Source organism: Kitasatospora sp. cg17-2, assembly GCF_054031055.1.
Genome location: NZ_CM132923.1, coordinates 7,263,228 through 7,278,117, shown reverse-complemented (window position 1 = coordinate 7,278,117; position 14,890 = coordinate 7,263,228). Strand labels below are relative to the sequence as shown.

At 77.6% G+C, this 14,890-nt stretch carries 11 protein-coding genes; 4 read left to right on the top strand and 7 right to left on the bottom strand.

Annotation, left to right across the window (positions count from 1 at the left end; all coding sequences use genetic code 11):
* Nucleotides 1-624 precede the first annotated feature (624 nt).
* The 4 genes from ACW14Y_RS30570 to ACW14Y_RS30555 form a co-directional block, all read right to left on the bottom strand.
* On the bottom strand, nucleotides 625-3,189 hold the full coding sequence (locus ACW14Y_RS30570) for an FtsX-like permease family protein (RefSeq protein WP_456984092.1): 2,565 nt from the start codon (nucleotides 3,187-3,189) through the stop codon (nucleotides 625-627).
* The gene (locus ACW14Y_RS30565) at nucleotides 3,186-4,001 is read right to left on the bottom strand and encodes an ABC transporter ATP-binding protein (RefSeq protein ID WP_380301681.1); all 816 of its coding nucleotides are present in this window, start codon (nucleotides 3,999-4,001) and stop codon (nucleotides 3,186-3,188) included. The genes ACW14Y_RS30570 and ACW14Y_RS30565 overlap by 4 nt, the downstream gene beginning before the upstream one ends.
* Before the next feature lie 212 nt (nucleotides 4,002-4,213).
* Complete coding sequence (locus ACW14Y_RS30560) at nucleotides 4,214-5,005, bottom strand: aminotransferase class IV (RefSeq protein WP_456984091.1); 792 nt, start codon at nucleotides 5,003-5,005, stop codon at nucleotides 4,214-4,216.
* Between the two features lie 80 nt (nucleotides 5,006-5,085).
* Nucleotides 5,086-6,135 carry a GNAT family N-acetyltransferase gene (locus ACW14Y_RS30555; RefSeq protein WP_456984090.1) on the bottom strand — a complete coding sequence of 350 codons (1,050 nt, stop codon included), beginning with the start codon at nucleotides 6,133-6,135 and terminating at the stop codon, nucleotides 5,086-5,088.
* Between the two features lie 517 nt (nucleotides 6,136-6,652).
* On the opposite strand from ACW14Y_RS30555, the gene ACW14Y_RS30550 reads away from it, so the two are divergent.
* The 3 genes from ACW14Y_RS30550 (at nucleotide 6,653) to ACW14Y_RS30540 (ending at nucleotide 10,459) form a co-directional block, all read left to right on the top strand.
* On the top strand, nucleotides 6,653-7,963 hold the full coding sequence (locus tag ACW14Y_RS30550; RefSeq protein ID WP_456984088.1) for a glycosyltransferase 87 family protein: 1,311 nt from the start codon (nucleotides 6,653-6,655) through the stop codon (nucleotides 7,961-7,963).
* A complete protein-coding gene (locus ACW14Y_RS30545) occupies nucleotides 7,960-9,195 on the top strand; it encodes a glycosyltransferase family 4 protein (protein WP_456984086.1) in 1,236 nt (411 codons plus the stop codon). Before ACW14Y_RS30550 ends, ACW14Y_RS30545 begins: the two co-directional genes overlap by 4 nt.
* Nucleotides 9,196-9,436: 241 nt before the next feature.
* Complete coding sequence (locus tag ACW14Y_RS30540; protein ID WP_456984085.1) at nucleotides 9,437-10,459, top strand: ArsR/SmtB family transcription factor; 1,023 nt, start codon at nucleotides 9,437-9,439, stop codon at nucleotides 10,457-10,459.
* A 26-nt stretch (nucleotides 10,460-10,485) separates the two neighbouring features.
* Here the strand turns inward: ACW14Y_RS30540 and ACW14Y_RS30535 are convergent, their stop codons facing one another.
* From ACW14Y_RS30535 to ACW14Y_RS30525, 3 genes are read right to left on the bottom strand one after another with little or no spacing between them, the layout of a single operon-like run.
* Complete coding sequence (locus ACW14Y_RS30535) at nucleotides 10,486-11,151, bottom strand: response regulator (RefSeq protein ID WP_380301669.1); 666 nt, start codon at nucleotides 11,149-11,151, stop codon at nucleotides 10,486-10,488.
* Nucleotides 11,139-12,590 carry a sensor histidine kinase gene (locus ACW14Y_RS30530; protein WP_456984084.1) on the bottom strand — a complete coding sequence of 484 codons (1,452 nt, stop codon included), beginning with the start codon at nucleotides 12,588-12,590 and terminating at the stop codon, nucleotides 11,139-11,141. The genes ACW14Y_RS30535 and ACW14Y_RS30530 overlap by 13 nt, the downstream gene beginning before the upstream one ends.
* Nucleotides 12,591-12,599: 9 nt before the next feature.
* Nucleotides 12,600-13,607, bottom strand: coding sequence for a DMT family transporter (locus ACW14Y_RS30525; RefSeq protein ID WP_456984082.1), 1,008 nt, complete (start codon nucleotides 13,605-13,607; stop codon nucleotides 12,600-12,602).
* Nucleotides 13,608-13,735: 128 nt separating this feature from the next.
* On the opposite strand from ACW14Y_RS30525, the gene ACW14Y_RS30520 reads away from it, so the two are divergent.
* Nucleotides 13,736-14,629 carry a LysR family transcriptional regulator gene (locus ACW14Y_RS30520; protein ID WP_456984080.1) on the top strand — a complete coding sequence of 298 codons (894 nt, stop codon included), beginning with the start codon at nucleotides 13,736-13,738 and terminating at the stop codon, nucleotides 14,627-14,629.
* Nucleotides 14,630-14,890 lie beyond the last annotated feature (261 nt).

Here is a 14,890-nt window from a genome sequence, read left to right as displayed (position 1 = left end):
CCGGGGCGAGCCGAGGAAGGCGGGGCAGGCGGGGCGTGCGGGCCACGGGGGGACTGCTCAACGGTCGGCCTTCTCTCTGCCGGGCACCGCGGCGGAGCGGGCAGGCCGGACGACGGCATGCCGGACGTGCTCGGCGCGGGGGTGGGTGGGTGTGACGTGGGCACTACGGGCGCGCGCCACCTGGACGGACGCGGCCGTGAGCGTAACTGATCACACATCACTATCGGTGTGGCTCAAGGGCTTTACGACCGACGACCACTCTCGCGCGGCGTTTCGGCGCGGCTTTGTCACCCGAACGGCCGGTGGGACGCCCCCGCGCGGACATCCGCCGCGAGCCCCTGTCGCGCCCCTGCCTGCCCACGCGCGGGCGGGGCCGCCCGCGCGGGCACACGCACGCGGGCCCGGTGCACGCCAACGCGCGCGGACGTCGCCGCGCACTCGCGTACGTCCCGCGTACTCGCGGACGTCCCCACGGACGTCCCCGCCCGCGCGGCCCCGGGCACGCGAAGGGCCCCGGTCCACCGACGACACCCCCGTCGCCCTCGGTGGACCGGGGCCGGACCCGAAGGCCGCCCCTCCCCGCGCCGCTCCCCTCCCCCTCCGCGCCCTTCCTCCCCCGAACCGTTACTGCTTGCCGCCGCTCATCGCGATCGGACTGGCCCGCAGCAGCGCCCTCGCCGGCAGGGCCGTCGCGGCCAGGCAGAGCGCCACCGCCCCGGCGGCCAGCGGCAGCGCCGTCCCCGGCGGCACGTACGGGGTGGCGCCGGTGAGGCCCCGGGTGACCGGCACCAGGGTGACCCAGGCGATCACCGCGCCGACGCCGAGACCGGTCGCGGCCACCAGCAGCGCCTCCCAGCGCATCATGTGGCGCACCTGCCCCCGGGTGGTCCCGGCCAGCCGGAGCAGCGCCACCTCGCGCCGCCGGTCCAGCACCGTCATCACCAGCGTGTTGGCGGCCGTGACCGCGGCGAACCCGCCGAGCACCCCGGCCATCACCGCGTTCGCCCAGGCGCCCATCTCCTGGTCCTTGTCCGCCTGCGCCGCGAAGCCCGCCCGGTCGCTGACGGTCATTCCCGGGACGCCGAGCCCCGCCAGCCCCCGGGCGACCGCCGCCCGGTCGGCGCCGGGCGCGTCCGCGACCAGCACCTGCTGGTCGAAGGCCGCGGTGACGTGTTCCGCGACCGCCGCCCTCGGCAGCAGCACCTGGCCGAAGCCCAGCCCGCGCCCGTAGGTGGCGACCACCAGCGGCTTGCTCTCCGTCCCGTCGCCGAGCCAGAGCGGCACCCGCTCGCCCACCTCGGCGCCCAGGGCGGAGGCCAGGGTCGCGTCCAGCGCCACGGTGTCCGGGGACCGGCCCAGGTCGGCGAGTGAGCCGGTGCGGACGTCGAGGTCGAGCACCCGCGGCAGCCGGGACGGGTCGCCGGTGATGCCCAGTGCGGCGGCCGAGTCCAGGTTGTGGCCGTCGCGGTAGACGACGCCGGTGCGCAGCACGCCGACGGCCGCCTCCACACCGGGCAGCCCGGCCGCCCGCTCGACCACCCCGGGGGTCCCGGCGGCGCCGGCGGCCCCCGGCACGGCGGCCGGCAGTCCGGGGCCGGTGGAGCCGAGCACGTGGTCGGCGGTGAGACCGGCCCGCACCTGCTCGCCGCTCTCGTGCCGGACGGTGCTCTGCATGAACAGCAGGGTGCCGCAGAAGGCGGTGACCATGGCGATCGGCGTGATCGCCGAGGCCAGCCGACGGGCGTTGGCGCGGGTGTTGTCGGCCGCCAGCGAGCCGGGCGCGCCACCGGCCCGCAGCGGTGCCCCGAGCAGTCCGGCCGCGACCCGGGCCACCCAGGGGCCGAGCAGGGCGACCGCCGTCAGGAAGCACATCACCACGCCCAGCGCGGTGTTGGCGGCGTCGGTGCCGTTCAGCCCGGTGGCGACCCCGGCGAGCACGATGCCGCCGACGGTGAAGAGCAGGCCCAGGCCGGTGCGGATCCACCCCGGCCGGGACGGTTCGACGGCGGCCGCGCCCAGCGCCTGACTGGCCCGCATCCGGGCCGGGCGGCGGGCCGCGAAGAAGCCGGCCGCGAGCGCCGCGAGCGTGCACAGCGCCACCGCGGCGACCAGCGGCAGCGGTCCGACGGACAGTTCGACGGCCTCGGGGACGGCCCCGCGCTCCACCATCCCGCCGAACCACCAGCGGGCCAGACCGACGCCGGGCAAGATGCCGCTCGCGGCGGCGAGCGGCGCGACCAGCATCGCCTCGGTGGCGATGGTGCGGCGGATCTGCCGGGGCGTGGCGCCGACGGCGCGCAGCAGCGCGAACTCGCGGGCGCGCTGGCCGGTGGCGAGCGCGACGGTGGAGACCACCACGAACACGGCGGTCATGGTGGCGATGCCGCCGAAGGAGCCGCCGATCCCGGCCAGCGCCTCGCGGGCCCCGGCGAGCGCCGGCTGCTCGACGGCGCCCCGGTCCCGGCCGGTCCGCACCTCGGCGGCGTCGCCCACGGCCGTCCCGACCTGGGTGGCGAGGGCCTTGGCGGTCACTCCCTCGCGGGGCTGGACGGCGATCGCGTCCACCCGGCCGGGGTGGCCGGAGAGCCGGTCGGCCTGCTGGTCGGCGAACCAGGCCGTGGGCCCGGCCGACTGCGGGGCGGCGAGGCCGGAGACCCGGTAGTTCCCGCCGCCGCCGGGCGCGGTGAGCGCCACGGTGCCGCCGGGGGCCAGGTGCGCGGCGCGCGCGGTGTCGGCGTCCAGCACGAGCTCGCCGGCGCCGGGGGCCCGACCCTCGACCAGGCGGTCCTGCGGGCCGGCGATGCCGAGCGCGGCGAAGCCCCGGCCGGTGAGCGGGCCGCCCGGCCCGCCCTGCACCGGGAACGCGCTGTCCGGGCGGGCGGCCGCCACGCCGGGCTGCGCGGCGATCCGGGCCGTCAGCGCCGCGTCCACCCGCGCCCGGTCGGGGACGGGCTGTTCCTCGGTGTCGGTGTCCTCGCCCTCCCGGAAGGTGATGCCGACGGTCGGGTCGGCGGCGACCACGACCGGGGTGTCCGCGTACCGGGCGGCCGGCACCGAGGCCGTGATGCCGGTCTGCAGCAGGGTGCCGCAGGCCGTGATCACGGCGGCGGCGAAGAACAGCGCGACGAAGGTCCCGACGAAGGAGGCGGGGCGGAAGCGCACCGAGGCGCGGGCGAGTCCGTTGCTCATGCCGCCGCCTCCAGCGGGCGGGCGGTCAGCGACACCATCCGGTCGGCGACGGTCTTCGGGTCCGGCCGGTACAGCTCGTCGGCGAGGGCGCCGTCGGCCAGGAACACCACCCGGTCGGCGAAGGAGGCCGCCACCGGGTCGTGGGTCACCATGACGACGGTGGCGCCCATGGTGTCGACGGCGTTCCGCAGCAGGCCGAGCACCTCGTGCGCGGTGCGGGTGTCCAGCGCGCCGGTCGGCTCGTCCGCGAACACCACGTCCGGGTCGGTGATCAGCGCCCGGGCGATCGCCACCCGCTGCTGCTGGCCGCCGGACAGCTGCCCCGGCCGGCGCCCGGCGTGCTCCCCGAGGCCGACCCGGGCGAGCAGCTCGCGGGCCCGGGAGCGGTCCTGGCGCTCACCGGCGAGACGCAGCGGGAGCAGCACGTTCTGCAGCACGGTCAGCGAGGGCAGCAGGTTGAAGGACTGGAAGACGAACCCGATCCGGCCGCGGCGCAGCTTGGTCAGCCGGTCCTCGCTCAGCCGGGTGATCTCCTCGCCGCCCAGGTGGACCTCGCCGGCGGTCGGGCGGTCCAGGCCGGCCGCGCACTGCAGGAAGGTGCTCTTCCCGGAGCCGGAGGGTCCCATCACGGCGGTGAACGTGCCCCGGCCGAGCGCCAGGTCGATGCCGCGCAGCGCGTGCACGGCCTCGGCGCCCCGGCCGTAGCTGCGCCGGACGCCGCGCAGCTCGATCGCGGCGTGCGGGGCGGTTCCGAACGACGCGGCGGGGTGGCCGGTCGGCTCGGGCCGGGGGCGGGAACGGCGGGGTGACATGGTGGGCCTTCCTTCGTGGATCGTCGCCGGTGGTCGACGTGTTCCAGGCTAGGAAGGCGGGGTGCGGCGGACCATGGAGTCCGCTGGCGGACGTGGGGTGGGGTTATCCCCCCGGGTTGTCCCCCGGAGGGCCCGGGGGTGGAGCCGGGTCCCGGGCCGCCGGAACGGCCGGGGCCGGGCCGGCGCGCCGCCGCCCGGGCCCTGGCGGCGGGTCAGATCTCGTCCCCCGGCACGCTCTCGTAGGCGGCGCGCAGCTCCGCGACGACCGGGTGGGCGGGGTCGAAGGAGGTGCCGTCGATCGCCGCGATCGGGCGGACGCCCACGCCCGCGTTGACGGCGACGGCGGCGACGAAGCGCCCCAGGTCGTCCGGGGAGAGGACCTCGTGCCGCTGCGGTCCCGGGTGGGCGCGGGCGAGCAGGGCGGTGGTGACACCGGGCAGCGCGGCGTCGGTCTCCGGTCGGACCAGCGTGCGGCCGTCGTACAGGGCGAGGTTCCAGGTGGTGCCCTCGACGAGGCGGCCGGCGCGGTCCAGCAGCAGGGCGTCGTCGTAGCCGTCGAGTTGGGCGTTCCGGCGCTGGTGGACCAGGGCGAACAGGCCCACGTGCTTCACCTCCGGCAGCTCGCGCCGGTACGCGGTGGTGCGGACCCGCAGCGGGCCGGGCACGGCCGTCGGCGCGGGGCGGGTGGTGACCAGCAGGTGGGGCGTGGCGGGGGCGGCCGGGCGCTCCAGGCCGAGCGCCGGGTCGAACACGGTCACCCGGACGATCACCGGCGCGCCGTCGGCGGGGAGCACCCGGCGGATCCGGGCCCGGACCTCCGCGGGGTCCAGCTCGGTGCCGAAGACCGTGCGGCAGTCGCGGACCAGGCGGTCCAGGTGGAGTGCGAGGCCTCGGGCGCGGCCGGACTCGGCGCGCAGGGTGGTGAAGTGGCCGTAGTTGATCAGGCCCAGGGCCGCCAGCCGGGCGGGGTCGGCGGGGCCGCCGTCGATCTCGATCTCTGCCATGGTGTCGAGTCTTCCAGGGGTGGGGCCGGTTCGGGGCGGGGGCCCGGCCCAGGAGGCGGCCCCGGTCCCGGGCGGTGGTCCTACGGTGCCACTGCGCCGGGGCGGTGGGCGGGAGCGGGGGCGGGAGCGGGAGCGGGCAGGGCGCCGTCCGGGAGGGCCGCACCCGGCAGAGCTGCACCGGGCAGAGCTGCACCGGGCGGGGCCGACGCCCGGTCCTCCGCGCCGCGCCGTCGCCCGAACCGCTCGAACTGCTCGATCCGCTGGGCCAGTCCCTCCGGCTCCCCGCCGTCGGACCAGCGCCAGGCCTCCGCCCACCACTGCGGGCCCCGGACCAGCGGACGGCCGGCGAGCGCCAGGTGCAGCGCGAGGGTCGAGCGGGCGTAGTCGTGCACCCAGCCGTCCGCCTGCCGGTAGGCGGCGGTCTCGTCCAACCGCAGCCAGCGGCCTTCGCGGCCGGCGGCGAGCAGCGGCGTCCAGACCTCCCCGGAGGGGGCGCCCGACGGCCGGTCGGCGACCAGCAGCACCAGCCGGTCCTGCTCCTCCCGGACCTGGTAGGGCGGGAGTTGGGGCATCCGGGTGAGACCGATGGCGTGTCTCCAGGACCGCACCCAGAGGCCCCGGCGCAGGTAGTAGCGGACGGCCCGGGGCCAGGCCCAGTCCGCCTCCAGCCGGTAACCGGACAGGCCTTCGGCGGTGGCGGCGCGGTAGATCCGGTCGAGGGCCGCGGCGGCCAGGCCCCGGCCGCGCGCGTCGGGGCGCAGATGGAGCGAGGAGACGGCCAACTGGCCCGCGCCCTTGGTCCAGTTGTCGACCGCGACGGTTCCGACCGGGACGACGCGACCGGTGGGGGCGCCCGGGCGGCCATCGCCCAGCAGCCAGTAGCGGCGCCGGTAGAGCTCGCCGCCCGGCCATTCGCGGCCGGACTCGCCGAGCCGGGCGCGCAGCCGGGCCTCCTCGGCCGGGCCGATCGCCGCCGGGTCGACCGACTCGCCCAACTCCCCCTCGGCACAGGCCGCGAGATCCCAGAGCGCGAACTCGCGCCCCTCCTCGTCGGCCACCGCCCGCAGGGCGGGCGCCGCGGCCAATCGTTCCTGCACCCGCTCGACCGCCATGTCCCAGGAGTTCACCACACCGCCCACGATAGCGAGCGATCGGCACGGTGCGTAATTCGGTGGACACCGAACGTCAGGTCGGATACGAATTCCCTTGTTCGGAAAGTCCGCTGTCGCGAAGGAGCCCCACGCCGTGCCCGTCGTCCGTTCCGCCCGCACCCGCCCCGGAGCCCGGGGGCCGCCCGGCGCGCCCGCCCGGTGGTAGGGGAAACCCGACCTAAGGACTCGACCTGACCGCCATGACCTCGCTGACCTGCGCCGCTGCAATGAAGTGGTGCTGATTCACCGCGTCCGTACCCCGCGTCCTCCCGTTCCCGGCCCCGTCGTTCGCCCCACCGTTCACCCTGCCCGTCGCTCCACCCGTCACCCCGACACCGACACCGACACCGGTCCCCGCCCGGATCCTCGCCCTGGCTCCCGGACCGGCTCCCGGACCGGTTACCGCCCCGGTTCCCGAACCGCCGCCGGCTCGCGTCGGGTCCACCGCGTCCCCCGTCCTCCCGGCGGGCGGCGGGCGCTGTGGTGCGGCGGGTGGGTGCTCGCCGCCGGGTGGGCGGGGGCGTTCCCGCTCGTGTCCGGCCTGGGTCCGCACCGGAGTTGGGGGCTGTGCGCGGCGGCGGGGTACCTGGCGGCGGCGGTCGCCGTGCTCGTGCTGCCCCGACGGTGGGCGCGGGCGGGCTCGGTGGCGGTCGCGCTGCTCGGCGCCGTCCTCGTGCCGCTGCTCGTGCTGCTGGTCGGCGGGCAGGGGCAGAGCGAGGTCGCCGTCATCGAGCGCTCGGGCGAGCTGCTGCTCCGGCACGGGACGCCGTACCTGGCCGAGCCGCGCACGGTCGCGGAGTACACGCCCTACCTCCCCGGGATGGCACTGTTCGGGCTGCCCCGCGCCCTGTTCGGTACGGACGGCTGGCCGGCCAGGGTGGCCGGGGACGCCAGGCTCTGGTGCGCCGCCGCGTTCCTCGGCTGCCTGGCCGCCGCCGCCCCGCCGACCCGGCGCCGACCCGGACGGCCCGGGCGACCCGGGCGACCCGGACGTCACAGCGCCTCGGCGGCGCTCAGGGCAACGGTCACGGCATCGGTCACGGGCGGGCTCCCCGCCGCGCTCCCGGTGGCGGCGCTCGTCGCCTCGCCGGTGGTCGCGCTGCCGCTGTGCGTCAGCGGGGTCGACCTGCCGCTGACCGGCCTCTGCGTCCTCGCCCTGGCCCTGGCCGGCCGGGCCCGGCCGGTCGCCGCCGGGTGGGCGCTCGCCCTGGCCTGCGCGCTCAAGTGGACGGCCTGGCCGGCGGTCGCGGTGGTGGTCGCCCTGCTCGCCGCCACCACCGGACGGCGCGCCGCGCTGCGGGCCGCCGTCACCGCCGTCGCCGGCACGGCCGCCCTGGTGCTGCCCTCCGCGCTGCGCTCCCCGGGACCGCTGCTGCAGCAGGTGTTCGCCTTCCCCACCGGGCGCGGCGACCTGCCCACCCCGGCCGGCAGCCCGCTGCCCGGACGGCTGCTCGCCGACCTCGGCCCGGTCGGCTGGTACGCGGCCGTCGCGCTGCTGCTGCTCGCCGGGGCCGCCGTCGCCCGGTCCCTCGTGAGCCGCCCGCCACGGGACACCCGCGCCGCCGCCGACCGGCTCGCCCTGGGCCTCGCCCTGGCGTTCCTGCTCGCCCCCGCGGGCCGGTTCGGCTACCTCGCGCTGCCCGCCCTCCTGTTGCTCCTCCCCCGGCTCGCCCACCTCCCCCACCTCCCGCTCCTCTCCCGGCCCCGCCGGCTCCCGCTCCTCCCTCGCGCACACGCACCCCGTCCGCACGCACCCCGTCCGCGAACGCCCCGTCCGCACGCACCCCAGGTGGTTCCCGCCCCATGACCGGCACCCTCGTCGTCACCAATGACTTCCCGCCCCGTCAGGGCGGCATCGAGACCTTCGTCCACGCCATGGCCACCCGGCTGCCCGCCGGGGAGGTCGTCGTCTACACCTCGGCCGAACCGGGTGCCGAGCGGCACGACGCCGCGCTGCCGTTCCCGGTGGTCCGCGACCGGTCCCGGATGCTGCTGCCCACCCCCCGGGTGACCCGGCGGGCCGCCGAGCTCGCCCGGGCGTACGGGTGCGACCGGGTCTGGTTCGGTGCCGCCGCCCCGCTCGCCGCGATGACCCCGGAGCTGCGGCGGCAGGCACCCGGCATACGGCGGACCGTCGCCACCACCCACGGCCACGAGATCTGGTGGGCCCGCACCCCCGTCGCCCGGCGACTGCTGCGGCGGATCGGCGACAGCGTCGACGTCGTCACCTTCCTCGGCGCCCACACCCGTGAGCGGATCGCCCCCGCGCTCGGCCCGGCACCCCGGCTGGAACGGCTGGTCCCGGGCGTCGACACCGAACTGTTCCGCCCCGGGACGCGCGAGGAGGCCGCCGACCCGCGCGCACCCGTGATCCTCTGCGTGGCGCGGCTCGTCCCGCGCAAGGGGCAGGACACCCTCGTCCGGGCGCTCCCGCTGGTCCGGCGCAGCGTGCCCGACGCGGTCCTGGTCCTGGTCGGCCGGGGCCCGGCCGAACGCCGGCTGCGCGAACTCGCCCGGCGGCACACCGAACCGGGCTCGGTCGTCTTCGCCGGCGGCCGCGAGCACGCGCAGACGCCCGCCGACTACGCCTCGGCCGACGTGTTCGCGATGCCGTGCCGCACCCGCCGGGCCGGGCTGGAGGCCGAGGGCCTGGGCATCGTCTTCCTGGAAGCGGCGGCCGCCGGACTGCCGGTGGTCGTGGGCCGCTCGGGCGGCGCGCCGGACGCCGTCCTGGACGGCGTCAACGGCACCGTGGTGGACGGCCGCGACCCGGCCGCCGTCGCGGCGGCGATCACCGGCATCCTCCGCGCCCCCGCCGCCGAGCGCGACCGGATGGGCGCCGCCGGCCGCCGGTGGGTCCGCGACCAGTGGTCCTGGGACACCACCGCCGAACGCCTGGTCGCGCTCCTCACCCCACCGCAGAACCACCCCGGCCACCCCGACGCGCACGACCGCCCCGGCCGGCCCGACGCGCACGACCGCCCCGGCCGGCCCGACCCGCTCGACCCGCTCGACCCGCGCACGGCAGACGCCACATGAGGCCCTGTCGGACAGCGCACGATCCGCCGGGCGGCACCGGGCGTCCGGATCCACGAACGCCCGGTCGAGGAACGTGCTCCGGCCCCCACTCCCCTCGTGGTGGGGGCCGGAGCGGGCCTCCGCCGCGCCGACGAGAGAGAGCATGCCAACGGGAACCGCCGGACGGCCATGCATTAGCCTCTGGGCCTAATAGTCAACAACGCGGCAGGTCAGAAAGGCTGCGGGGGTCGGGGGTAGGTTCGTGATCGCACTGCGGTTCGGGGTCGCGGACCTCGCGAGGACCCGCTTCGTCATATCCCCGTTCGACCATCTGATGGCCGGCTCGGCCCGGTTGGGCGTGCACCAGGGCAGCGGGTCGCGCAGCGAGCGCTGGTGGCGGGACGTCCGCCGCCACGTGCCGCACCGGGCCGTGCGCTTCCTGGAGGTGGTCAACGCGAGCCCGGTCGGCGTCCCCGACTTCATGGTGGCGGACCTCGACGCCGTCCGCCGGCAGCTGACGGACGAGCTCGACGCGCTGCTCTCCGTCCCGCAGCAGGCCGTGGAGGAGGGGGTCGCGATGTTCGGCAGCGGCCCGGAGGTCCCGGCCGCCCTGGCCCGGTTGCGCGAGGACGGCAGCCGGGGCCTGCGCGAGGTCAGCGACGGTGCCTGGGCGCTGTTCCGGGCCTGCCTCGCCCCGGACTGGCCCGACATCCGCCGCGCCCTGGAGGCCGACATCGCCGTCCGGGCCCGCACCGCCGCCCGCTCGGGGATCGGCGAGATGCTCGACTCGCTCCACCCCAAGGCCGTCTGGCGGGACGAAGGGGTGCTGGAGTGCACCCTCGGCGACCTGGAGGGCTCCTTCGAGCTCGGCGGCCGGGGCCTGGAGCTCCGGCCCAACTACTTCGTCCAACGGAGCATCAGCCTGCTGGCCGGGCCCGACCGTCAGAGCCTGCTGCTGCACCCGATCGCCGCCCCGGCCGCCGCCCCGATCGCCACCAACGCCGCCGGGCCCTCGGCCCGGACACCGGCCGCCGACGGCCTCGCCGCCGTGCTCGGCGCCGCCCGGGCCCGCGTCCTGCGCGCCGTCGCCGGCGGCGACTGCTCCACCACCGAGCTCGCCCAGCGGCTCGGCGTCACCCCGCCCTCCGCCTCCGCCCATGCCGCCGCCCTGCGCACGGCCGGTCTGATCGCCACCCGCCGCGAGGGCAGGCAGGTCCGCCACACCCTGACCGACGTCGGCCACGACCTGCTCCGCGACAACCCGCCGCCACCGTCCGAGGCCTGAGCCCCGGCCGGTCACGGGCGGCGGCGCTACTCGCCGTGCAGGTCCGCGAGGTGGGCCAGGACGGCGAGGACACGGCGGTTGCCCTCCACCGGGTCGAGGTCGAGCTTCATGAAGATGTTGCCGCAGTGCTTGACCACGGAGGCCTCGGTGATGTTCAGCCGGGCGCCGACGGTCTGGTTGTTGAGGCCCTCCGCCATCAGTCCCAGCACCTCGCGCTCACGCGGGGTCAGCCGGGCGATCGGACGGTCCGCGGACTGCTGCCGGAGCAGCACCCGCACCACGTCCGGGTCGATCACCGTCTCGCCCGCCGCCACCCGGCGCAGCGCGTCCAGGAACTCGGACACCTCGCCGACCCGGTCCTTGAGCAGGTAGCCGAGCCCGGCCCGCTGCGCGCCCGCCGCCCCGAGCAGCCGGGTCGCGTAGGGGGTGGCCACGTACTGGGAGAGCACCAGGACGGGCAGGTCGGCGTGGCGGGAGCGGAGGTCGAGCGCGGCGCGCAGCCCCTCGTCCCGGAAGCCGGGCGGCATCCGGACGTCGGTGACGACGATGTCGGGCCGGTCGGCGTCCACGGCGGCGGCCAGGGCGTCCGCGTCGCCGACGGCGGCGGTCACCAGGTGGCCGCCCCGGGTGAGCAGTTCGACCAGGCCGGCCCGGAGCAGCACGGCGTCCTCGGCGAGGACTATCCGGAGCACGGCACCTCCAGCCGGAGCCCGGTCGGCCCGCCGGTCGGACTCGTCACCATCAGTCGTCCTCTCAGGATCGCCACCCGGTCGGCCAGCCCCTGCAGTCCGGTCCCGGCGGCCGGGTCGGCCCCGCCGCGGCCGTCGTCGGTCACCTGGAGCACCAGCCGGCCGTCCGTGACCCGTCCGTGGACGGTGACGGTGGTGGCGCCGCTGTGCTTGGCGGCGTTGGTGAGGGCCTCGGTGACGGTGAAGTAGGCGGTGCTCTCGACGGGGCCCGGCAGCCGGCCCGGCAGGTCGAGGTCGACCTCGACGGGGACCGGGTGGCGCAGCGCGACCTCGGCGACGGCGGCGGCCAGGCCGTGGTCGGTGAGCACCTGCGGGTGGATCCCCCGGACCAGGCCGCGCAGTTGCTCCAGCGCCTGCCGGGCCTCGCCCCGGGCCCGGTCGACCAGGGCGAGCGCCCCGGCGCCCGCGTCCCCGTCCCCCGCGCCCGCGCCCGCGCTTTCGCGCAGCTCGTGCGCGGCCAGGCCGAGCGTCATGGTGAGGGCGACCAGCTGCTGCTGGGCGCCGTCGTGCAGATCGCGTTCGATGCGGCGGCGCTCGGCCTCGAAGGCGTCGGCCAACCGGGCCCGGGACCGAGTCAGTTCGAGGACCCGGCCACCGGGGTCCTCCTCCCGGGGCCCGAGCAGCAGCCGGGCCAGCCGGACGTGGGCGGTGGTGAGCAGCGCCCCGGCGTGGCCGCCGAGGTAGAGCCCGGCCAGGCCGACGGCGGTGAACGGGAGCGCGTGCAGCGGTCCGGGCACGGCGTGGCCGGGGATCAGCATCACGGTCTCGGGGGCGAGCACCTGGACCACCACCGGACTGACGACCAGCATCGCGGAGAACAGCAGCAGGGCGGTCAGACCGAGGCCGGCGGCGGTGAGCGGCGGGGCGACGAGCAGGGTGTGGGCGAGTTCGCGCCAGGTCGCGCGCTCGCGCAGCCGGGTGCGCAGCCGGGCCGGGCGCCCGGCCCCGGGGAGTGCCCGGTGCGGGTCGGGCACCGGCGCCGGTTCGACGAGCCTGAGCAGGCGGCGTTCCAGGGCCCCGGCCGGCAGGCCGGAGAGGGCGACGGCGAGGAGCAGCGGAAGGCCGACGCCGACCACCGAGAGTCCGAGCCCGAGCGCGGTCAGGGCGAGCAGCAGCACCACCGTCACCAGCCCCAGGACGGCGCCGCCGGCCAGGTAGGCCCAGCAGCGCAGGGAGTCGCGGGTGAGCGGGAAGCGCAGCGGCCGGGCCCGCAGGGCGGCCAGTACGGCCACCTCGGCCGACCGGTCGGCGGCCCCGGCCGCCTGCGCGGCCTCGGCGGCCTCAACGGCGGCGGTGGTGGCGGAGAGGAACGAGGAAGCGGCGCCGACCGCCCCGGTCGCGCCCGCCCCGGTGTCCTCGGCCGTCGCCCGCCCCGTGCCCATCACCCCACCCTAACCGACCGGCTGACGCGCCCTTCGGCCCCACCGGACGGCCGGTCCTCCCCCTCCCCCGACGGCCGGCGGCCGGGTGAGCGCGACCGCGGCGATCACCGCGAGGCCGCCGACCAGGGTGTTCCAGCCGACCGGTTCGGCGAGCAGCAGCGCGCCGATCGCCGTCGCCCAGAGCGGGGTCGCGTAGGTGACGGCGGCGGCCACGGCCGTCCCGGCGGTGCGGACCAGGTCGAGGTTGAGGATGTAGCCGACGCCGGTGCCGAGCGCGCCGAGCACCAGCAGGGCGGCCGCGGCGCCCACCCCGGGCCAGTGCGGGACGCCCGCCGCCAGCGGGGCGGCCACGGCGAGCTGGGCACCGCCGCAGGTGATCTGGACGGCGGACAGGGCGGTCGCCGACTGCGGACGGCTCGCGAGGTGGCGGCGCAGGTAGGCGAAGCCGGCGCCGTAGCAGCAGGTCGCGGCCAGGCAGGCCAGTCCGCCGGCCACCGCGCCCGCTCCACCGCCGGACGGTCCCGCCGCCCCGGCCGCTCCCCCGGCCGGCCCCCCGGTGGAGGCGTCGCCGAAGCCGTGCCACACGCCCAGCACGGTCAGCACCCCGACGAAGCCGAGGACGAGTCCGGCGAGCCGGCGCGGACCGGGCCGGGCCTCCCCCGGGACCACGGCGAGCGCGAAGAGCATGGTGAACAGCGGGGTGGCCGCGTTCAGCACCCCGGCCAGCACCGAGCTGACCCGGGTCTCCCCGTAGGAGAAGAGGACGAACGGCACCGCGTTCAGCAGCACGGCGGCGACGGCGCTGTGGCCCCAGACGGCGGGGTCGCGCGGGACGGCCTCGCGGCGGACGGCGAGGATCACCCACAGCGCGCCCGCGCCGAGCAGGCAGCGCCAGGCCGCCACCCAGACCGGGGGCACCCCCGCCTCCACCGCCACCTTGATCAGGGCGAAGCTCGCACCCCAGATCGCCGACAGCACCACGAACCCCGGCCACCAGCGCCCTCGCACTCCGACCACCCGCCTTTCCCTGCCGCAGGTCCGGACCGGCCCGGCCCGACCCCCGCTCGTACTCGATGGACAGAGGGTCGCCGGTGGGCCGATCATGAGTCCAACAAGTGACGGCGCGGCGTGGATGAGGAAGTCTCATGGCCCAGGAGGTGAACCTCGCCCAGCTCAGGGCGCTGGTCGCGGTGGCGGACGCGGGCGGCTTCGGGTCGGCGGCGGCCGAGCTCGGCGTGAGCCAGTCGGCGGTCTCGCACGCCGTGGCCGCCCTGGAACGGGTGCTGGGCGCGCCCGTGCTGCACCGGGGCACCCCCGCCCGGCCGACCCCGCTGGGCGAGCGGATCCTGCCGCACGCCCGGACGGCGGTCGCCTCCGCCACGGCGGTCCGGTCGATCGCCGAGCACCACGGCGGCGGGCTGACCGGCACCGTCCGGCTGGCCGCGCCGACCACCGTCTGCCAGGGGCTGCTGCCGGCCCTGCTGCGCGACTGGCGGGCCGAGCACCCCCGGCTGACGGTGCGGGTCTTCGAGGGCGAGGACCACGAGCTGGCCGTCTGGCTGGAGACCGGCACGGTGGACGCGGCGGTCCTGGTGGACGTCGACCGGCCGCTGCCGGGGGCGGTGCCGCTCGGCGCCGACTCGATGCACGCGCTGCTGCGCCGCGACCACCCGCTCGCGGGCGAGGCGGGCGTCGACGTGGCGGACCTGGAGGACGACGACTTCCTGCTCTCGGAGGGCGGCTGCGAACGGCACGTCCGGGACGCCTACCGCCGGGCCGGCGTCCGCTTCTCGCCCCGGCACCGGATCCGTGACCTCAACACGCTGATCGGCATGGTGCACGCGGGGGTGGGCGTCTCGGTGATGCCGGCGCTGGCGCAGCCGATGCTGCCGCCGGACTGCGTCCTGGTGCCGATCCGGCCGGCCACGCACCGCACCCTGACCCTCACCGGCCCGGCCGGGCGGCCGTGGTCCCCGGCGGTGACGGGCCTGCTGGCGGCGGTGCACCCCGGCCCCGGGAAGCCCGTCGCCGCGTCCTGACCGGCCCACCGCCCCGACGGCGGCCACCTGCCGCCCTTCCGTCGGCGCGACCCGGTCGCACGCGGAGCAGCGGCCGGGGCGGTTGACGCCCCCTCAGGACAGGTCTATACCAGTGAGGGCCTCGCGGCGGCCCGACCCCGACGCGGGGCGCCGTCGGCCCGGCGCGCCGCCCCCACTGTTGGCGCGGGTGGGCCGCAGTCCGCCGTTTCCTGGAGAGGCAGATCCCGATGGAACGTGCACTTCCCCCACAGCCGGACCGAA

Excerpts from the sequence above, each read along its gene's own strand:
- ACW14Y_RS30560 (WP_456984091.1), bottom strand. The coding sequence starts at position 5,005 with ATGGCAGAGATCGAGATCGACGGCGGCCCCGCCGACCCCGCCCGGCTG.
- ACW14Y_RS30520 (WP_456984080.1), top strand. The coding sequence starts at position 13,736 with ATGGCCCAGGAGGTGAACCTCGCCCAGCTCAGGGCGCTGGTCGCGGTG.
- ACW14Y_RS30545 (WP_456984086.1), top strand. The coding sequence starts at position 7,960 with ATGACCGGCACCCTCGTCGTCACCAATGACTTCCCGCCCCGTCAGGGC.
- ACW14Y_RS30565 (WP_380301681.1), bottom strand. The coding sequence starts at position 4,001 with ATGTCACCCCGCCGTTCCCGCCCCCGGCCCGAGCCGACCGGCCACCCC.
- ACW14Y_RS30570 (WP_456984092.1), bottom strand. The coding sequence starts at position 3,189 with ATGAGCAACGGACTCGCCCGCGCCTCGGTGCGCTTCCGCCCCGCCTCC.
- ACW14Y_RS30530 (WP_456984084.1), bottom strand. The coding sequence starts at position 12,590 with ATGGGCACGGGGCGGGCGACGGCCGAGGACACCGGGGCGGGCGCGACC.